A 19069-nucleotide genomic window follows, 5' to 3' on the forward strand; every position below is an offset into this window, starting at 1 on the left:
GTGCTCCCTGTTCGAATGTCATCCGTTACGCCCGAAGTCGCAGACGTTGCAGCCAGGACGAAGTGGCGCCCAAGGCGTCACGCAATTGTGCGGCAGTGATGTTGCGCTCTGCCGGGTTGAAGCTCAGCGCGGTCTGCAGCGCTGTCCAGCCGTGTTTCGCTAGGTTTTTCGGTGCGTGCAGTTCGCGCTCCAGGTGCTCGTCGCGAGCCTGGGTCGAGGGCAAGCGGCGGAACGGGTGTTTGCCGCTCGCCAGTTCGTAGATCACGCAGGCCACGCCGTACACGTCCGCGCTGGCCGACAACGGTTGGCCCTCAAGCAGTTCGGGGGCGGCGTAGCCTGGGGTCCAGGCGTTGAAACGCTCGCGGCTCAGGTGCGGCAGACCGGGCAAGGTGCCCTCCTCTGCCTGTCCCAGACCGAAGTCGAACAGGCGCAGGCCGTCTTCGCTGAGCATCACGTTGCTCGGTTTCAGGTCACCGTGCAGCACGCCGCGACGGTGGGCGTAGGCCAACGTGTCGAGCAGCGGCAGGACGATGTCGCGCAGTTCCTTCCACGGCAGGCCCATCGGCCGCTCGCAGAGCAATTTGTCCAGGGTCAGGCCACGCATGTATTCCATGGTGATGAAGGCCCGCTGGCAGTCGGTGTCGACTTCAAAGGTGTGCGCACGCACGACGTTGTCGTGGCGCAGGCGCCGGGTCAGGGCGAACTCGCTGTAGAGCAAGGCACTGGCGTCCGGCGATTCGGCAAATTCTTCGCTGAGGATTTTCAGCGCAATGTAAGGGTCGGGATCGCCGAACTGTTCATGCAGCAGATCCCGCGCCCGGTAAACGGCGCCCATGCCACCGGCCCCGAGCAGACGCTCGAGGTGGTAGCGACCGGCGAGTACATCCGGCAGCGCACCGATGCTGGCCTTGGTCGGCGCCAGCAACGGTTCGGCCTTGTTGCCCTTGGCGAAAGCGAAGTAGGTCAGGTTGTTGGCCTGTTCTTCGCTGATCAGCAAGTCATCGATGGGCGATTCGAGTTCACTCATTGGCGGATCACCACGGCAGTCAGGTTATCCCGCGCAGCGCCTCGCAGGGCGCCGTCGAACAAACGTTCCAGCGCCACGTGCGGCGCGCTGAGGCTGAGGGCGTTGCCGAGGGCATCGCTGCTCAGGCCCTGATACAAACCATCGCTGCAGAGCAAAAACACATCGCCCGGATAGACCTCGAGTTCGAGCACATCCAGGGTCAGCGTTTCAGCGGCACCGACGGCTCGGGTCAAGGCCTGAGCCGCCGGGTGCGCTGCCGCCTGTTCGACGCTCATTTGCTGCTCGTCGATCAACTGCTGTTGCAGCGAATGGTCCTTGGACAGCTGATACAAACGCTGTCCACGCCACATATAGCAACGGCTATCACCGGCCCAGATGCAGGCCGCGCGGTTGCCTTCCACCAGCAGCGCGACGACGGTGCTGCCCATGATGCTGTCGTGACGCCCGGCAGTGACGGTCAGCTCTTGCCCCAGTCGCCGGTTCAGCCAGTGCAGGCACTGGCGGATGGCTTTGAGGCGTTCGTCGAAATCCTCGTGTTGCGGCAACTCAGCCAGGCTGGCGACGATCAACTGGCTGGCGATGTCGCCACCCTGATGACCGCCCATGCCGTCCGCGACCACCCACAGCCCATGCTGCGGGGAATCGAGGAAGGCATCTTCGTTGCGCGCCCGCACCTTGCCCGGGTCGGTACGCGCCGCGCTGCGCCAGGGACTGGCCACCAGCATCAGAGCTGCACCGGCATACGGAAGGTGCGCAGCACGCCCATGTCGAACGGGTTCGGCGTGCGCTGGCTGGTCAGCAGATAGTTGGCGCGCAGGCCGCCCACGTCCGCTTTCAGCACCAGCACGTCGCGACCGTTCAGGTACTCGGTCTGCATCAGGTCGAACAGACGGAACAGCGACCATGGGCCGGAGTTCTTCTCGATACCGATCGGACGCCCGGCCATCTTGTCCATGACCAGACTGGTGCGACCGTCTTCAGCATCGGTCGGCCACTTGAAGGTCATTGGCAGGATCGGGCCGTGACGGTATTCCATGGTCTTGTCGCCGAACTTGAATTCGGAACGGCTTACCGCCGGATCGAGGGTGTACGGCTCGAGCTTGAACTGCACGGTCGGCTCGGCCGGGTTGATCGAGAAGAAGCTCTGGCGAATGGTCTGCGCCGCCGCCATCTGATCGAGGTAGACCTTCGATACCGGCAGGCTGTGACCGTCGACACTGCGCATGCGGTAGTTGCCCGGATCGCCGCTGACGAACGGACGCATGTAGCTGTCGAAGAAACGGTCGACGGTACCTTGAGCGCGGAAGAACTCGCGGAAATCGCTGATCGCCACATCGCTGGTGCTGCTGGCGCTGAACGGATAGCGCTTGCTGATGGTTTTGCCATACACGCTGTACAGCTCGTTCTGATAACGGCCGTTCAGGTATTGATAGGCATCGTTGAGCACCAGGCGCCACGAGTCTTCGGCCAGCACGTTGAACCACACGCTCAGCGGACGCGGCAGACGACCGGAGGCATTGCGCAGGTTGGTCAGCGCATCACGCTGGCCGCTCATGCGCGTCTTGGCCATCTCGAACGCCGCTTGCTCCGGCGTGCTGGAACGGGCCAGACCGGCCAATTGCAGTTGCAGGTCGTTGAGCGCGCTGAACGCTGGCGTCAGGTCAGCGCCCGGGCCGTTGTTGTCGTCGAGCAAACGATGCAGCGGCTCGAAGCGGCGTTGCAGGGATTTCTTCGCGGTGTCCGGCAGGTTCTTCGCCACGTTCAGCGCCGAAGCCTTGTCGGCAGCAGCCGCGGCGAGCTTGCCGACCTTGCCCAGTTTGCCTTTCTGTCCGGCCAGCGCATCGGCGGCTTCGCCGGCTTCATCGACCGGATCAGCAGCGGCTTCGAAGCGGGTGTTTTCACGCACTTCGGTGAGCAGCGCGAGTACCGGCGAGTTGGCCGAAGTCAGGCCCGCCAGTTGCTCGGCGCCTTCGCCAGCGTCGCTGATTGGTGGCAGTGCGACCTGGCCAACGGCTTCGCTCCAGTAGTTGGCGTAGTCGCGGAAGTACAGCTGCTCAAGCTCGACCATCAGGCGACGCAAATCCATGTCGCTGATGCCCGCGCCTTCGCCCAGCACCCAGTTGTCACGCAGGATATCGGTGACCAGCGCCGCGCCCTGCACCGAGAAATACTGCTGATAACCCTGTTGGGTGTAGAAACCCGGGATCACGTATTCGGTGCCGATGAACAGCGAGCCCTGCGGGCCGAGGTGCTGGCTGAAGCGGTAGTCCGGCAGATTGCGCGCCTGCTCGCGGAGCATGCGGTAAACCACGTTGGCCAGCGATTCGCTGCGCAGGACCTGACGCGCCTGCGTCACCAACTGATCGTTCAGCGGGTAGATGAACGGCTGCTTGAGCAAACGCTCAAGGTGAGTATTCAGACCGTTCTGCACAGCGGTGTTGCCGGTGTAGCGCTGCGACCAGTCAGTGGCGACCCAGTCCTTGAGCCACGCCGCGTCGCGACGATCCTTCATGTTCAGCATCAGGTACGCGCGCAGGCTGTTGAGCAGGCGATCGCGGTCCTTCATGTTGGCGCGGATCTGCCCTTCGAGCATGGTCGCCACCCGGGGCAGCAACTGCGCTTCGAGTTCACGCTCGTAGGCGGTTTTCACCACCGGGTTGATCTCTTCGCCCTGATACAGGCCGCCACGTTCGTGGTACGACACGTCGCCCTTGCTCGGGAACACCTGGGTCGCGGCGTAGCTGGTGTCGAGGACTTTCAGCACGCCCATGGCGTCATCGCGCGGCGTTACGGCCGAGCGTTGCTGGGTCCAGTTCTGTGCCAGCGTGCGCAGGTTTTCCAGACGCTCGTAGTTGGCCGAGAAACCACCGGCCCAGAGCATGCCGAACAGGGCCAGTGCCGCCAGTGCACCGACGTACAGCGCGCGCTGGCCCCAATGAATGCGGCTGCGCTCGCGCTTGTCCAGACCGGCCAGATCGGCCTCGGGGAAAATCACCTGGCTGAGCAAGTGGTGGATGAACCGCGAACGGCCACTGCGCAGGGTCGGCAGCACACCGGCGTTCATGCCGAGGCTGGCGCCGATGCCGGCGGTGGTCGAATCCATTTCCTGGGTCAGGTGCGGCGCGCTGGTCAGGTAGAAACCGCGCAGTTGCGTGGCACGCTGATAGCGGTTGCCGGTGAACGCCATGTCGACGAACAGGCACAGGCGCTCGCCGATCTGCCCCAACTGATGCGGGAAGTCGAGGATGCGCCCACGGCGCTGAGTATCGCGCTCGGAGTGCATGCGCATGATCACTTGGCTGTTCAAGCGGCGCAGCAGCTCTTCGAACTCGTTGCGCAGAACCGCCACGTCGGTGCCGACCTGATCCTTGCGGAAACTGGTGCCGAGCACTTGATCGCTTTCTTCGCGGGTCAGTTGATCGAAGAATTCGTCAAAGCCGAGCAGCTTGTCAGCCTTGCTCAGGACCAGATACACCGGCACGTCGACGTGCAGTTTCTGATGCACATCCTGCAGACGGCTGCGCACCTGGCGGGCCAGCGTGTCGATGTCCTGCTCGCTGCCACCGGTGAGGGTTTCCACCGGAATGGTCACCAGCACGCCGTTCAACGGACGGCCACGACGACGCTTGCGCAGCAGCTCCAGCAGCGTGGTCCAGGCGTTGCCGTCGACTTCGGCGTCCGGCTGAGTCGTGTAGCGCCCGGCGGTGTCGATCAGCACACCGTGGTCGGCAAAATACCAGTCGCAATGACGGGTGCCGAGGGTGTCGCGAGTGAGCTTGCGGTCGATCTTGTTGATCGGGAATTCCAGACCGGAAAAGTCCAGCAGGCTGGTCTTGCCCGAGGCCTGCGGGCCGATCAGCAGGTACCACGGCAAGTCACTGCGCCAGCGCTCGCTGCGACCGCGATACAGGCTCGACGTCTTCAGGGTTTTCAGCGCGTCCTTGAAACGCGCCTTCAACTCTTTCTGTTCTTCGTCGATCAGCTCTTCGCGGCGGATACGGTCCTGGCCGTCCTCGCTTTCTTCCTCGGCTTTCTTGCGGATACCGGCGCGCCAGCTGACGAAGACCATGGTCAGGCCCCAGATCAGGAACAGCACGCTGATGGTCAGCAGGCGCGAGGTCGCGCTTTCCCAGAACTTGTAATCATCCACCGCCAACAACGGGCCGACGAACCACACCAGCAGCGCCACGAACAGCACCAGCAACAAGGTCCAGACCCAGGTCTGGCGCAGGAAGGCGCCGACTTTCTTGAAAAACTTTTTCATCACACGTCCCTGTTTTACGGCTGCGCCTGCGGTTGCACCGCGGCTGGATCAAGCGGCTGATAAGGATGCAGAACAGTGTCGCGCTGCTCGCCCAGCACCCAGGCGAAGCCCGAATACATCACCACCAGGCAGACCAGCGTGAACAGCACCACCATCCACGCCGGCACGATGCGCACCAGGTTGCGGCGCTGGTCGTTGAGGCCTTCCCAGTGCGGCGACAACTCGCGCGGCACGTCGCCACGCAACTGACGGATCTGCCGGTACAAGGCGTCGCGGATGCCTTCAAGTTCGAGCATGCCGCGTGCCTGTACGCGGTACTTGCCCTCGAAACCGAGGGACAGGCACAGGTACATCAGTTCGAGCATCGGCAGGTGCTTGACCGGGTTTTTCGACAGCCGATCGAGCAGCTGGAAAAACTTCTCGCCGCCGAAGGTTTCGTTGTGGAAGCTGCTCAGCAGGCTCATCTGCGACCACTCGCTTTCGTTGCCCCACGGGGTGGTCACGACAGCTTCGTCAACCACGGTGCAGAGCACGTAACGCGCGGCCATCACCTGGCTGCTCTCAGCGCCGTTGTGCAGGGCGCGTACTTCGAACAACTTGAGCCCGGCGGTCAGCCGCTCATTGAGCGCGTACAGATCTTCGCGGGTCTCGCTGTGCTTGAGGCGCACCACTTCCGAAAGCAGGTCGGACGAGGCCGCGACCAGCGAGTTGAGGCTGATATTGAACGCCTCCGCCGGACGCAGGCGCGCGGCGTAGATCATGCGTTCTTCCAGTTGCTCGAAACGCGGCGGCGCAGCGAAGTCGGTCAGCGGACTCGATGCCGGTCCGTGGCCCTGACGGTCGAGCAGGACGGTTTTGTCGTCCTGGTTGTAATCCGTTTCCTTGATCATGTCGGTCAGTTCCTGATGGCCCAGAATTTCAGTTCAAGCTCGGCGAATTCGCCGGACACGTGGAACGCGAAACCGCCGGAGCGCTCGAGTTGTGCCAGGTCTTCGGAACTGAGTTCGAGGATGAAATAGGTTTTGTTCGAGTGGAACGCGATCTGCCGCGGGGCCACCGGCAACGGTTTGACCTTGATCCCCGGCAAGTGCAGGTTGACCAGTTGGCGGATGCGCTCCACCGGGCCGACCTTGAGGTGCTGCGGCAAACGCTGACGCAGTTCTTCGGAGTCGCAGTTGGCACTGGCTGCGAGCACGAAAGAGGCCGAGCCGAGCAGTTTGTGGTCGTGCAACGGCGAGACGATGATGCCGTACTGACGCGCCTGCAGGATCAGTTCGATGGCGTGCTGTTCGAGCACCATCGACAGCACCTGACGGATCGCTTCCATCAGTTTGCGGAAGCTTGCGCCCTGATCGGCGTGGGAATAGCGGCTGTCCAGACGCGGGCGTTTGCTCTCGCCGGAGAAGGTCGCCAGATCGCCGAGCATAGTCAGCAGCGTGCGGTACAACTCTTCCGGATGCACCTGCTCAAGCCCGAGGTAATGGCGCAGCAGCAGTTCGGTACGGTTGATCAGTTGCAGCATCATGAAGTCGCCGACTTCAGCGCCGCCGACCTTGCCGTTGGAGCGAATCCGCTCGGCAATGGTGTCGCCGCGGTGGCTGAGCATGCTGATGACTTCTTTCAGGCACGACAGCAGGTAGCTGGAGGCGTGCGCCTGAATGTAGGTCGGGACGAAATCCGGGTCGAGGCTGATGACGCCGTCGGGCGTGGTGTCGAGCACGTCGCAGATCTTCAGCTTCACATAGGCCTGATCGCTCTGCTGCTCGCCGAGCAACAGTTTGAAATCCGGGCGCCCACAGCTGACCTGACTGGCGGAATCGTCACCGGCGTTGGAGTCGGCGACTTCGGCGTCATACGCGGTGTAGCGCGCGAGCACGTCGGATTGCTCCGGGCGGCGGGCCTCGATGTGGTTGCCGGTGACCAGTGGCAGCGCCAGATAGATCGGCGTGTTGCCAGTGTTCGGCGGCACGTCCAGCGCCAGCGGCTCGGTGTTGCCACCGAGTTCGAACAGGCTGCCGTCCGGCAGAATCCCCGAGGCTTCACTGATCACCAGTTTGCCCATGTTGAGGAACTGCAAGTCGATTTCCAGATTGAGAAAACCCCAGGTGTAGCCACCGAGCAATTGCGTGCGGGTTTTCATCTGGTGATCGTAGTAACGATCGTTGTGCTGGAAGTGCTGCGGGCGCAGCAGCATGCCTTCCTGCCAAATGACTTTATGGGTGTTCATGATCAGTCATCCGCCTTGGCGAGCACTTGTTGGGTGTTGCGGATACCGGCCTGATCGAGGGTCAGATCCGCCTCGGTGAGTTCCAGCGGAGTGATCTGCACGGTGTGGCGCCATTGCGTATCCGGTAGGTCGCGATAGGCCGCGAGGATGCCCACGTAACGGCTGCCCTCCTCCACGCTGAGTTTCAGCTCCACGGTTTCACCCGGGCGCAGTTCGAGTTCTTCGCTGGCCACCAGATCCGGGTTGAGGGATTCCTTGGCGCGCTCGTAGAGGCTGAAGAAATCAGCGTTCTCGAAGGTCACCGGGTGCTTGAGTTCGAACAGGCGCACGACGATCGGCGACGGCCGACCGTTGAGGTCCGGGTTGAGCTGGTCGCTGCCGGTCAGCTTGAGGTTGATCTTGGTCACTTTCGAGTACGGCGACAGCGACGAGCAACCGGCGAGCAGCACCAGCACGGTGAGCGCAGTCAGCGTCTTGAAAAAAGCGGTCGAGCGGCGAGACATGCGCATCATCCTTGGTGGTCGGTGTGGAGGGTGGAGATCAGGCGGATCTGTTCTTCGTAAGCCTGAGCGAAGTCGCGGGCCAGCAGACGCTCGCTCCAGTCATCGTCCTGACGCAGTGCCTGGTGATAGCGGCCGAACGCTCTCCAGCGCCCGCCCGATGTCGCGATCAACGGCTTGTTGTCGCGCTCGAAACGCAAGGTCAGTTGCTCCGGCGAGAAGTGCTCCAGCGTGCCACGCACGGCGGCTCGACTGGCCGTCAGCAGCGCCACTTGATGCGCCTGCAAATCGCGGAATGCGCGGGAGATCGCTTGCTCGGCCGGCAGATGTCCGGGCTTGCTTGGCTGCAACAGAATCTGCAGCGCCTCGCTCGGATCGACGGCGAATTTCAGCGGGTTCTTGTTGGTGCCTTGCACGGTGGTCTGGGCCAGACGCAGCTCGTTTTTCAGCTCCGAGCGGGTACGCAGGCTCTGCTGCAAACCGCCGATGCTCTGGCGCAGCAGGCGCGCTGCGTTCAGCGCCAGCGCTTCACGTTCGTCGTGACTGAGGGCTTTGACGTCGACGCCCAGCGCCGCGCCGAAGTGCTCCCAGAAACCTTCGCTCTGACGCTCGACGGCTTTCGGCGCAGGCGCCGGCTCAGGCTCGACCGGGGCGGCAATCAGCTCCGGGACCATCAGGCTTTCCATGTCGATGCGCGCGTAGTCGGCACGCTGACGGGAATCTTCCGGCTTGGCGGTGGGCGACAGCAGCTCGTCGATTTCCGAGTAGACGCGCTCTTGCTGTTCGAGGGCATTGAGCGGGTCGAGATCAAGGAACGCGTCGTCCGGAATGATGCTGCCAGCGGCGCGCGGACGGCCGACTTCGCCATCGAAGGTCGCCGGGTCACGGACCAGCCGCGCACGGATTTCGAAGTCGCCGAGAATGTAGGTGCTGCCGTGCTCGATGCGCACCGGCTCGCCCTTGTGCAGGCGTGCGCCGCTGCTGCCGTCCTGGACACCGTTGCTGCTGGTGTCGGTGAGGAAGAACGAGCCCTCGCGGTAACTGACAATCGCGTGGTGATTGGACAGGTGACGCTTGCGGTCAGGGATGATCCAGTCACAGTCCTCGCCGCGCCCGATCACGCCACCGGCCTGTTTGAAGGTCCGCTGGCACAACTCGGTGGGCACGAACTGCTTGGTGTTCAGCATTTCGAAAACCAATTCCATGTTTGATGCTCCTTGCGGTCACTTGCCGCGATTGACCGCTTGCGGATCACCCAACGGGCGATAGTCGTTGTCGTTGAATTTGTAATTGCCGCTACAGCCGCCAAGGCCGCATAGAACGACGAGGGTCAGCAGGACAGCGTGCCAGTGACGAACAGACATCAGAGGGTCTCCAGGTGTAGACAAAGCACAAAGCGCCGGCCCTTGCGGGCGGCGCCGTTATTAGCGAATTCATTGTTTTGCGAGGCTCTGAACCGGGGCCTGGAGCCATGCCAGGGAGGAGCGACAACCTCCTGTGGCGAGGGAGCTTGCTCCCGCTGGGCTGCGAAGCGGCCCCAAAACCAGCCATCGCGGCGCTTCAGGGCAATCGCGTTTACCGAGCTACGACTGCTGTGCAGCCGCGCGGGAGCAAGCTCCTTCGCCACAGGGAAGTTGTTCAGCTCAGGACACTTCAGATCAACCATCGAAGTCTCCCAGATTGATGTTCAAGCGCCCCAGCCGATACAACAGCGTGCGTCGCGGCAGGCCCAGTTCGCGGGCGGCAAGGGTCTGGTTGCCATCGTTCTTGCGCAGGCAATCGAGGAGCAACGTGCGCTCGACCTGCTCCAGGCGTTCGCGCAGATTCAGGCCGCTGTTGTCCTCAGGCATCGGTTCCAGGCGCAGGGAAAAATGTTCGGCGAGCAACTCGCCACCCTCGCAAAGCAACACCGCGCGCTCGACCAGTGCCTTGAGTTCGCGAACGTTGCCGGGGAAGGTGTAACCGCACAGATGCTCCAGCGCCGAGTCCGACCAGCGCACCGGGTCACGCTGCAAAAACGTGCAGGTCTTCTCGGCGAAATGCCGGGCCAGATCGAGGATGTCGCCTTCGCGCTGACGCAGTGCCGGCAACTCGATCGGGAATTGCGCGAGGCGGTAGTACAAGTCCTCGCGGAACTTGCCTTCGCTGACCAGCACCGCCAGATCACGGTGCGTCGCGGCGATGATGCGCACGTCGATCTTGTGCGTGTCGTTGGAACCCAGCGGACGAATTTCACCTTCCTGCAACACGCGCAGAATCTTCGCTTGCAGCGACAACGGCATGTCACCGATTTCATCGAGCAGCAACGTGCCGCCATTGGCCGCGTCGAACAACCCGGCGCGATCGCGATCGGCACCGGTGAAGGCGCCTTTGCGGTAGCCGAACAGCTCGCTTTCGAGCAGGTTCTCCGGAAACGCCGCGCAGTTCTGCACGATGAACGCCTGGGAGCGACGCGGGCCGCAATCGTGAATCGCCCGCGCCACCACTTCCTTGCCGGTGCCGGTCTCGCCCCGCAACAGCACGGTGTACGGGCTGTGCAAAACCTTGCTGATCAGCGAGTAGGTCTGGCGCATCGCCGCACTTTTACCGATCAGGCCATAGCCGCTGATGCTCGGCACACTGCGTGTGGTCGTGGCCGATTCGGCCGGTGGCTGACGCAGGCGTTGCAGCAGATGCAGTTGGCCGAGCACGAACGAACCGAGCTGGCCGAGGGAATCGGCGAAACCCTGCAAGTCAGTGCGACGGCGACTGGCGCAGAGCAGCAAGCCCTCCACCGACTTGTGCTGATTGACCAGCGGCACGCACAACAGCGACTGCCACGGCGTGCTTGCCGCCGGCAGAAAACTGGTTTCGTGCAGGCTGCCGGCGAGGTCGTCGAGGCAGACCACGCGGTTCTGACACAGGGCGAACTGCAGCAGTTGCTCGCCGTTGTAATCGGCCGGCAGGCTCGCCGCCTGACGCGGTTGCAGCGCGCCGTCGAGGCACTCGGCGTTCATGCCCAGGCAGGTGTGGGTGGCGTCGAGCAGATACAGCTGGGTCAATTCGCAACCGCTCAGCTCGGCCAGGCCACGGACGAATTCACCCAGCAGCACAGCACTGTCCGCCGCCCGCGACAGACTGGCGAACTGCGCCAGCAACGCTTCGGCGTAGACCAGTGGCTGCGGCACCTGAGTGAACATCACGCCCACCTCAGACGAACTCGCAGGTCACGCTGGAGTTGCCGTCGAGCGTGGCATGCACACGCTTGAGGCTTTCGCCGGTCGCCATCGCGTCGAGCAGACGATCAGCCACCAGCGGCAGCACGTGCTGATCGAGCAGATGATCGATCAGGCGCGCGCCGCTTTCGCTTTGCGTGCAGCGCTCGGACAGGTGATCGACGAGGTTCTGGCACCAGCTGAATTCCAGCTGACGACGGCTCAGACGCTCGCCGAGACGGCCGAGTTTGATCTCGATCAGCTCGCGCAGCACCGGGCCGCCCACCGGGTAGTACGGCACCACTTTCATCCGCGCCAGCAGCGCCGGTTTGAAGTGCTTGCTGAGCACCGGGCGAATGGTTTCTTCGAGGACTTCGGCGGTCGGCCGTGCGCCGTTTTCGCAAAGGTCGCTGATCTTGTCGCTACCCAGGTTCGAGGTCATCAGGATCAACGTATTGCGGAAGTCGATTTCGCGACCTTCGCCATCGTTGGCCACGCCTTTGTCGAAGATCTGGTAGAACAGGTTGAGCACGTCCGGATCCGCCTTCTCGACTTCATCGAGCAACACCACCGAATACGGCTTCTGGCGCACGGCTTCGGTGAGCATGCCGCCCTCGCCGTAACCGACGTAGCCCGGCGGTGCACCGATCAGGCGCGAGACGGTGTGTTTCTCCTGGAACTCGGACATGTTGATGGTGGTGATGAAACGGTCGCCACCGTACAGCAGATCAGCCAGGGCTAGCGCGGTTTCGGTCTTGCCGACGCCGCTCGGGCCGACCAGCAGGAACACCCCGACCGGTGCATCCGGTTTGTTCAGACCTGCAGCGGTGGCGCGCATCGAGCGATCCAGCGCGTGCACGGCTTGTTCCTGACCGCGAATGCGGGTGCGCAGATCGGTGGCGAAACTGGCGACCTTGGCGTTGTGCTCGCGGGCCAATTGCGCCAGTGGCACACCGGTCCAGGCGCTGATCACTTCGGCAACCAGACGCGGACACACTTCGAAGCTGACCAGACGTTCTTTGACTTGCGCGGCAGTCAACGCGGCGTGGGTTTCATGCAGCTGGGCTTCCAGCGCTTCGACGCTCTGGCCTTCTTCAACCTCGGCGACCACGGTTTCAATCACCGTGCCTTCGGCATCTTCTTCCACGCTGACGGTCGGCTCGACGGCTGCGGCTTCGCGGGCCTTGGCCAGTTGCTGACGCAGTTCCAGCAGACGCTCGGCCAGTTCTTTCTGTTCGGTCCAGAGAGTTTCCAGCGCGACCATTTCCTCTTCGGCTTCGTCCAGACGCGCTTCCAGTGCCTCCAGCGCTTCGTGGTCGATCAGCAGACCTGCCTCGGCATCGCGGCGCAGGGCCTGACGCTGACGGCCACCTTCAGCCAGTTCGCCACGCAGGCGCTCGAGGCTTTCCGGGGCGGCGGCGAGGCTGATGCGCACGCGGGCGCACGCGGTGTCGAGGACGTCGACAGCCTTGTCCGGCAATTGCCGACCGGCCAGGTAACGCGCGGACAATTCAGCGGCGGACACCACCGCGTCATCGCGCAGGTAGATGCCGTGGCTCTTCTCGTAGACCTGGGCCAGACCACGCAGAATGGTCACTGCTTCGCTGACGGTCGGTTCGTGCAATTGCACGGGCTGGAAACGGCGGGCCAGCGCCGGGTCTTTCTCGAAGTATTTCTTGTACTCGGCCCAGGTGGTCGCGGCGATGGTGCGCAGTTCGCCACGGGCCAGCGCCGGTTTCAGCAGGTTGGCCGCGTCTGAGCCGCCAGCATTGCCGCCCGCGCCGATCAAAGTGTGGGCTTCGTCGATGAACAGAATGATCGGTTTTGGCGAGGCTTTGACCTCATCAATCACGCCTTTCAAACGACGCTCGAATTCACCTTTGACGCTGGCGCCGGCCTGCAACAGGCCCATGTCCAGCGACAGCAATTCAACGCCTTTGAGTACCTGCGGCACTTCACCGGCAGCGATGCGCGAGGCGAGGCCTTCGACGATGGCGGTCTTGCCGACACCGGCCTCACCGACGACGATCGGGTTGTTCTTGCGACGACGGGCGAGGATGTCGACCATCTGCCGGATCGCGCCATCGCGGCACAGCACCGGGTCGAGTTTGCCGTCGCGGGCCTGTTGGGTCAGGTTGTGGGTGAAGCGCTGCAACAGCGATTCGCCCTGCGCCGCCGGTTTGCCATTGGCCGCCGGTTGCTCCTGTTGCGACAGGGCAAATTCTTTCAGGCGATCAATGTTCAGTTTGGCGAGCAGCGGTTGATAGCGGCTGCCGGCATAGCGCATCGGGTTGCGCAGCAACGCCAGGATCAGCGCGGCGTCTTCGACCTGGGTCTGGCCCAGTTCGAGATTGGCCACCAGCAGTGCGTCTTGCAGCCACTGCACCAGCTCCGGGGCGAACACCGGGTTGCGCGAAGCGCTGTGTTCGACTCGCGATTGCAATGCAGCGGTCAGTTCACCGGCGTCGACGTCAGCATCTTGCAACGCGCGCGACAGCAAGCCGTTCGGGCGCTCGAGCAAGCCCAGCAGCAAGTCTTCGACGAGGATCTTGCTGCCGCCCCGGGCGACGCAACGCTCGGCCGAACGCTCCAGATCACGACGGGTTTCGGCGTCCAGCGCCTGGATGAGTTGTTGCAGGTCTACGTTGATCATGGCTCACGTCCTTAATGAATTTTGCTGCCCAGGGTCACCACGCCGTCCGCTTTTTCGCGGCCCAGCCAACTGGTCCAACCGAGGCGACAGGCGTTCTGCTCACCGATGCGCAGTTCGCGGATTTCTTCCTGGCGCAGGACCAGGCGAATGTCGTAATCGAGCGGGTCACGCAAGGTGAACCGCACCAGCGCGCAGAGCGGCTGGTAACCGAAACCGATCGGCAGGAATTCATGGAATCGCTGCCAGTCGAGTTCGGTGATGTGAATGCGGAATTTGCCGCTGCGATCGCGCACGTGTTCGCCCAGCACCAGGTCTTCGCCGAGTACGCTGTTGGCACGGCCCAAACGATTGCGCTGCTCGTCGAGAATTTCCACGCGGCGCTCGATGCACTGCTCGATGACCAGGTCTTCGTGCTTGAAGTAGTAACGCAGCACGGCTTCGATCAGCGCCGCCGAGTGCGCGCGCAAACTGAGCAGGCCGAGATACGGCAGCAAGCGTTTCCAGTTGAGTTCCTTGGCCTTGCGGATCTCGTCGCCGCCCAGTCCGATCAGCGCAAAAAGTTGCGCCGAGAACGGGTCGATCGCGCCGCTCTGGAAGCTCGCGCGGTAACGGTACTTGCGCCAGATCGGCAGCATCAGCCGTTGCAGGCGATGGTGGAACAGGTCGAGAAAATTGCGCGTCGGGTTGCCGTCTTCGCTGTCGCCCAGAGCCTGTTCGCCGTAGAACGCCGGCAGCGGCGAACCGGAGCCGACCAGACCGATCAGGTTGAAACGCATGCGCGCGCGCATCTTGCCGTGTTCTTCGAAAAACTCGACGCGATCGACGTCGCTGCGCGGAAAGCCCAGGCTAGGGTTGGCCTGGAACTCGACCTGGTCGTACAGATCGTCTTCGCTCAGATGCGGGTGTGCCTCGCGCAGCCGATCGATCACCAGCAGCACGGCCTGAAACAGCGAGTACTCGCGTATTACCTTGGTCAGCCCGCTTAAAGCAGGGGCTGCAGGCCCATACGTGGTGTCCATTGGTACACCTCTCCCTGTGTGCTTTTTACCCGCAGCTCATGGAATGAATTGAGACTGGCGTAAAGCGCGAAAAACTCGTTGAGAACCGAAGCGAAGACGAACAGGTCGCCTTCGCCGATATAGCCTTCCGGGTCGATGGTCAGTTCGGTGCGCAAACCGCGTACCGGCAGACCACGATGCAGTCGGTCGACGTGGTGATGCTTGATGTGCTTGAGGCCGCCGAGCAGGCGCTTGCTGACCTTCTCCGCGTGCTGGTCGTAGTAGCGCGGAAGGTCGTAGGTTTCCAGAATCACCTTCAACGCATTGACGTCCGCCAACGACAGATAGTTAAGCGACATGTTGCTGATCAGCTTCCACAGGAAGTCACGGTTCAGCGGCGGCGCGAAGCTCGACGTGGCCGGGGTGATGTTGCGGAAACTGAGGAATTCCGGGGTCTGCTCGCTGGCCATGCAAATGTCGCCGAGCTTGAGCTTTTTCGGCAGGTTCTGGTTGGTGCACATCAGCTCGATCGACAGCGTTTCGTGGGCTTCGGTGTGGCGGATGCCGAAGCTCAGGTAAGTGTCGAGGCCGTCATGCAGCAAAGACGAACGCTGGCGAATGCTGTAATGCGGACGGCTGTTGGGCACGTCGAAACTCGGGTCGTGCTCGAAGGATTCGAACGGCACGTACTCCTGATAACCGAGGCCGCCGGGCTTCCAGCCAGTGACGGTTTCCACCGAGAACACACCGCAGTTTTCCAGGTCGTATTCCGCCGGCAGCAGCAGGTACTCGTCCTGCTTGCCGTCGAGGCGGATCGGCAGTGCATCGTGCTCGAACAGATTGACGATCGGCGTGCAGAACAGCTTGACGTTATCGAGCGTCGGACGCATGCGCATGATGCCGCTCTTGCGAATGTCGAAACGCAATTCGAGGCCGCGCATCTGCTTGAGGGTGTCTTCCGGCAGCGCCTTGAGAATGTCCAGACCGTTGACGTCGACGAAGAGGAACTTGTCCTGGAAGGCGAAGTATTCCTGCAGGTAGCGATAGCCACGGAAGGTGTTCAGCGGGTACGGGATCAACGCCTCTTCCTCGGCGAAGCCCACCGGTTTGACCCGATCACCGGGAATCTTGAACGCCATCGGTTTGCCGCTGACGCCATCAATCGGTTTGCCGGCGCCGTCGAGCGGGATCAGTTCGATGCCTTCAAGGTTGCGCAGCAGACTCAGATAAAGCATCTGGCTGATGTAGCGCTCGCCGGCAAAGTGCAGACGCAGTTTGCTCAGCTCCAGCTCACCAAGGTGGCCGTCGGCGCTCATTTCCAGACGCAGGCTGAGCAGCGAGCCGTCGCCTTTCACCGAGTAGTTCAGCGCAGCCAGATCCAGTGGCAGCACTTCGGTCGGGTAGCAGGTGCGGAAGCGGCAGCGCACGTCATCGATCGGCTTGCTCTCGATCGGCGTATCGCGCTCAACCAGCAGCGCCGGGCCGGAACGCTTGAGCGGATCAAACTGCAGAATGCTGAACGCCGGCAGCGGGCGCATGTAGTTCGGCCACAGCAGCTGCATCAGCGAATGGCTGAGCTCCGGCAGCTCGTCATCGAGCTTCTGCCGCAGGCGCCCGGTGAGAAACGCAAAGCCTTCGAGCAACCGCTCCACATCCGGATCCCGCCCGGCCTGCCCCAGATACGGCGCCAACGCCGGACTACGCTCGGCGAAACGGCGACCGAGCTGGCGCAGTGCGGTGAGTTCGCTTTGGTAGTAGTGGTTAAAGGACACGGGGTACCTGCCTGGTAATGGAGCTCATGGAATTACCGACCTGTGAATTACGTTCAACGCCCGACTTGGTCATTGGATTGCACCTGCAGGCCGACTTGGCTGAATGCGACCTGTGATGTTTCGCAAAGCCCAGCGCAACTCGATGACTTGAGTGGTGAGGATCGCCAGCAACGTGACGCAACCTTGGGCCACGCCGTAGAACAGGGCTCTTAACGGGTTGTCGGGTAGCATCCAGAGCAGGATGAAGCCCACCATCAGAAAAAGGATGACCAGCTTGGCAACCAGATTTGGAGTCAGCGCAACGATCAGATTGACGCCCAGAAAAATGTAAAACAGTGAGTAAGTCGCAATTCCGATGGCGACGCCATGGGAGGTAAATCCGCCGTTAAAAAGCTTGTAAGCATGCACAACCGCGTAATTCAAAAATGCATAAGCCACGCATCCGAGGGCGTGGGTTAATAAACATAGGTCGAGACGGACGTAGCTGTTCATACTGCTATCAGTTTTCCAGAATCTCGTAGGGTGTATTACTGATGAAAATATTCAGCCAGCTTTCTTCCCATTGCGGCATGGAAATTACAAAAGCCTTATCTTTCTTTTCGAAGGAGATCCAAGTAATTCCAACCTCAGCATCATCTTCAAATGTACGCATATCCAATGACTGAGTATCATACAGCGGGGTTCGATATACCTTTTCTGGCTCTTTTGAATCGATAACTCTTAAATACGCCATACCACCAAGCATGAAGATCCTGCCGACACGTACATTCTCAATTGTGTAGCGGCCCGAGGGACTAGCTGTAGTTGTACTTGCAGGATAATCCAGCATTGCGTTCAAGCAATAAACGAGCAATGCAATAAACACCAAGAGCAAACTGATAGGCACTAGCCATTTCTTTTTAAGCGTAGTCATTTTTTCGCCACACCCAGTTCGACAGCGGATTGTACACGAGTAAAAATGCGCATCATTTATTCCAAACATTAATAACTGTCACGGGAACGTTTTGATATTGAACATCAGACAAAACCTGGAAATCACCGCCTTTTTTAAATTCCATCCGATATTTTACAAAGTGAGAATTTGTAATATAGAAATAACGCGAGCTTTCTATTTCCCTAAACATCGCCTGAGAATCTTCCGCACTGATATAGGGGTTTGAAGCGATGTCTGACTTCATCTGCGCTGCACCGGTATTTGCGGTGGCCGCATAGGCAGGGTTGGCTATACCATCAAAGTTCCAGAACCCCAATGGCTGACTGAAATTGTCATCCGGTGAGTCATTGAAGTCATACGCGTCCTCAGCATAAAACCCAATTCGCTCCACAAACAGCTGAATGCTATCTACGGAAATCACCAGTTTTCCTTCTGGAAATACGCGGACATTAAAGTTTGCCAGCGCAGCTCGTAACTCATCAGTCTTGTCTATCAGGCCAAATTTAACTGCTCGACTATTACTGTATCCAAACTCTTCAACCTTCCTGGCGCTCGCAAACTTAAAAGGATAGACACCCGGCGCCGAGCCAAGATACTTATCTTTAATCTTCTTGCTTATATTATTACGACCTGCAGTATTATCCCAAGCAGACTTAAGCTCTTCAATGACAGCTTTCGCAGGTTCAAACTGCATCAACCAGTCCATTTTTACGATAGTGTCATTCACGTAGGCGATGTCAGCAAGAGCAATATGGTCTTTGACCTCTTTACTCATCGCACCATCGGCGGTTGGCCATGGCGCGCCATCAAACCAGTGGCGCATAAGCTTCGCAGCAACTGGCCATTTCATCTTATCCATCGCATCAGGTATATCTGTGATTTTGAATTGACGGACAGCTGCAGACTTACCAGTTTGGTTACTGGCCGGCGTCAGACTTGATGCTATTTTCGTATCCGCCATAACAAAATCCTTTTATCCAATTACGACTTCAGATTGCTGTTCAATAGTCAACTCATAGGACTCCGCTATAGAGGACGAGATTTTTTGCGTCTTCCCGTCGGCTCCTGTGACCCCACTGATAACTTTCCCCGAGGCTGTTTTGAAGCTGTATGCCACTCCCGCCAGTGGCTTCCCAGAGTCCTGACAATTGATGACGTAGTGCTCGTTAAACGGCCATTTGATCTCCACCGGCAACGGCGGAACAAACGGCGCTGGCGAATGCGAATTGCCGATGATCACCGTCCCGGAACCTGCCGTAACCTTATTCCCGTGAGATCCAACGGAGCCGACCGTGGCGGCCGGTTTTCCATTGATCAACACCGTGGTCGCCAGATCGCCGACCAGCGCACCACCACACGCCGAGGCATCGCCTTGGCGGGCGGCCGCGAGGCCGTCGAAGAACACGTCGCCGGAACCGGCGGCGATCGGGTTGGTACCGTGGCCAGGAAGTGGGCAAGCGGTGGGGTCGGATACGCGTGCTGCAGGTTTGCCAGACATCG

General features: G+C 60.9%; 16 protein-coding genes. All 16 read right to left on the bottom strand.

Features of this window, described 5'->3' with window-relative positions:
* Positions 1–25 precede the first annotated feature (25 nt).
* Complete coding sequence (locus tag BLU71_RS21395) at positions 26–1027, bottom strand: serine/threonine-protein kinase (protein WP_064365128.1); 1002 nt, start codon at positions 1025–1027, stop codon at positions 26–28.
* Positions 1024–1752 carry a PP2C family protein-serine/threonine phosphatase gene (locus BLU71_RS21400; protein ID WP_042608097.1) on the bottom strand — a complete coding sequence of 243 codons (729 nt, stop codon included), beginning with the start codon at positions 1750–1752 and terminating at the stop codon, positions 1024–1026. The genes BLU71_RS21395 and BLU71_RS21400 overlap by 4 nt, the downstream gene beginning before the upstream one ends.
* Complete coding sequence (gene tssM / locus BLU71_RS21405; protein ID WP_083353834.1) at positions 1752–5291, bottom strand: type VI secretion system membrane subunit TssM; 3540 nt, start codon at positions 5289–5291, stop codon at positions 1752–1754. The genes BLU71_RS21400 and tssM overlap by 1 nt, the downstream gene beginning before the upstream one ends.
* A gap of 14 nt (positions 5292–5305) precedes the next feature.
* Positions 5306–6181, bottom strand: coding sequence for a type IVB secretion system protein IcmH/DotU (gene icmH / locus BLU71_RS21410; RefSeq protein WP_064365130.1), 876 nt, complete (start codon positions 6179–6181; stop codon positions 5306–5308).
* Between the two features lie 5 nt (positions 6182–6186).
* Positions 6187–7518: a type VI secretion system baseplate subunit TssK gene (gene tssK / locus BLU71_RS21415; protein ID WP_016772510.1), complete on the bottom strand. Its 1332-nt coding sequence runs from the start codon at positions 7516–7518 to the stop codon at positions 6187–6189.
* Between the two features lie 2 nt (positions 7519–7520).
* Positions 7521–8021, bottom strand: a complete 501-nt coding sequence (gene tssJ, locus BLU71_RS21420) for a type VI secretion system lipoprotein TssJ (RefSeq protein WP_016772509.1) — start codon at positions 8019–8021, stop codon at positions 7521–7523.
* A gap of 5 nt (positions 8022–8026) precedes the next feature.
* A complete protein-coding gene (gene tagH / locus BLU71_RS21425) occupies positions 8027–9223 on the bottom strand; it encodes a type VI secretion system-associated FHA domain protein TagH (protein WP_042608095.1) in 1197 nt (398 codons plus the stop codon).
* Positions 9224–9241: 18 nt separating this feature from the next.
* Positions 9242–9382: a hypothetical protein gene (locus BLU71_RS21430; RefSeq protein ID WP_003229566.1), complete on the bottom strand. Its 141-nt coding sequence runs from the start codon at positions 9380–9382 to the stop codon at positions 9242–9244.
* A 294-nt stretch (positions 9383–9676) separates the two neighbouring features.
* Positions 9677–11197: a sigma-54 interaction domain-containing protein gene (locus BLU71_RS21440; protein ID WP_083353836.1), complete on the bottom strand. Its 1521-nt coding sequence runs from the start codon at positions 11195–11197 to the stop codon at positions 9677–9679.
* 10 nt (positions 11198–11207) lie between these two features.
* Positions 11208–13865: a type VI secretion system ATPase TssH gene (gene tssH / locus BLU71_RS21445; protein WP_083353837.1), complete on the bottom strand. Its 2658-nt coding sequence runs from the start codon at positions 13863–13865 to the stop codon at positions 11208–11210.
* A gap of 11 nt (positions 13866–13876) precedes the next feature.
* Positions 13877–14884 carry a type VI secretion system baseplate subunit TssG gene (tssG, locus tag BLU71_RS21450; protein ID WP_056790879.1) on the bottom strand — a complete coding sequence of 336 codons (1008 nt, stop codon included), beginning with the start codon at positions 14882–14884 and terminating at the stop codon, positions 13877–13879.
* Positions 14848–16635, bottom strand: a complete 1788-nt coding sequence (tssF, locus tag BLU71_RS21455; protein ID WP_083353838.1) for a type VI secretion system baseplate subunit TssF — start codon at positions 16633–16635, stop codon at positions 14848–14850. The genes tssG and tssF overlap by 37 nt, the downstream gene beginning before the upstream one ends.
* Before the next feature lie 69 nt (positions 16636–16704).
* Positions 16705–17127, bottom strand: coding sequence for a hypothetical protein (locus BLU71_RS21460; protein WP_042608089.1), 423 nt, complete (start codon positions 17125–17127; stop codon positions 16705–16707).
* Positions 17128–17134: 7 nt separating this feature from the next.
* Complete coding sequence (locus tag BLU71_RS27380) at positions 17135–17548, bottom strand: hypothetical protein (RefSeq protein WP_064365134.1); 414 nt, start codon at positions 17546–17548, stop codon at positions 17135–17137.
* A 52-nt stretch (positions 17549–17600) separates the two neighbouring features.
* Positions 17601–18530, bottom strand: coding sequence for a DUF6402 family protein (locus tag BLU71_RS21470; RefSeq protein WP_064365135.1), 930 nt, complete (start codon positions 18528–18530; stop codon positions 17601–17603).
* A 12-nt stretch (positions 18531–18542) separates the two neighbouring features.
* Positions 18543–19067 (bottom strand): PAAR domain-containing protein, encoded by a 525-nt coding sequence (locus BLU71_RS21475; protein ID WP_083353839.1) that lies wholly within the window; start codon positions 19065–19067, stop codon positions 18543–18545.
* Positions 19068–19069 lie beyond the last annotated feature (2 nt).

The sequence above is a fragment of the Pseudomonas moraviensis genome, from assembly GCF_900105805.1.
Taxonomy (GTDB): domain Bacteria; phylum Pseudomonadota; class Gammaproteobacteria; order Pseudomonadales; family Pseudomonadaceae; genus Aquipseudomonas; species Aquipseudomonas moraviensis_A.

Excerpts from the sequence above, each read along its gene's own strand:
- BLU71_RS21395 (WP_064365128.1), bottom strand. The coding sequence starts at position 1,027 with ATGAGTGAACTCGAATCGCCCATCGATGACTTGCTGATCAGCGAAGAA.
- BLU71_RS21400 (WP_042608097.1), bottom strand. The coding sequence starts at position 1,752 with ATGCTGGTGGCCAGTCCCTGGCGCAGCGCGGCGCGTACCGACCCGGGC.
- tssM (WP_083353834.1), bottom strand. The coding sequence starts at position 5,291 with ATGAAAAAGTTTTTCAAGAAAGTCGGCGCCTTCCTGCGCCAGACCTGG.
- icmH (WP_064365130.1), bottom strand. The coding sequence starts at position 6,181 with ATGATCAAGGAAACGGATTACAACCAGGACGACAAAACCGTCCTGCTC.
- tssK (WP_016772510.1), bottom strand. The coding sequence starts at position 7,518 with ATGAACACCCATAAAGTCATTTGGCAGGAAGGCATGCTGCTGCGCCCG.
- tssJ (WP_016772509.1), bottom strand. The coding sequence starts at position 8,021 with ATGTCTCGCCGCTCGACCGCTTTTTTCAAGACGCTGACTGCGCTCACC.
- tagH (WP_042608095.1), bottom strand. The coding sequence starts at position 9,223 with ATGGAATTGGTTTTCGAAATGCTGAACACCAAGCAGTTCGTGCCCACC.
- BLU71_RS21430 (WP_003229566.1), bottom strand. The coding sequence starts at position 9,382 with ATGTCTGTTCGTCACTGGCACGCTGTCCTGCTGACCCTCGTCGTTCTA.
- BLU71_RS21440 (WP_083353836.1), bottom strand. The coding sequence starts at position 11,197 with ATGTTCACTCAGGTGCCGCAGCCACTGGTCTACGCCGAAGCGTTGCTG.
- tssH (WP_083353837.1), bottom strand. The coding sequence starts at position 13,865 with ATGATCAACGTAGACCTGCAACAACTCATCCAGGCGCTGGACGCCGAA.
- tssG (WP_056790879.1), bottom strand. The coding sequence starts at position 14,884 with ATGGACACCACGTATGGGCCTGCAGCCCCTGCTTTAAGCGGGCTGACC.
- BLU71_RS21460 (WP_042608089.1), bottom strand. The coding sequence starts at position 17,127 with ATGAACAGCTACGTCCGTCTCGACCTATGTTTATTAACCCACGCCCTC.
- BLU71_RS27380 (WP_064365134.1), bottom strand. The coding sequence starts at position 17,548 with ATGACTACGCTTAAAAAGAAATGGCTAGTGCCTATCAGTTTGCTCTTG.
- BLU71_RS21470 (WP_064365135.1), bottom strand. The coding sequence starts at position 18,530 with ATGGCGGATACGAAAATAGCATCAAGTCTGACGCCGGCCAGTAACCAA.
- BLU71_RS21475 (WP_083353839.1), bottom strand. The coding sequence starts at position 19,067 with ATGTCTGGCAAACCTGCAGCACGCGTATCCGACCCCACCGCTTGCCCA.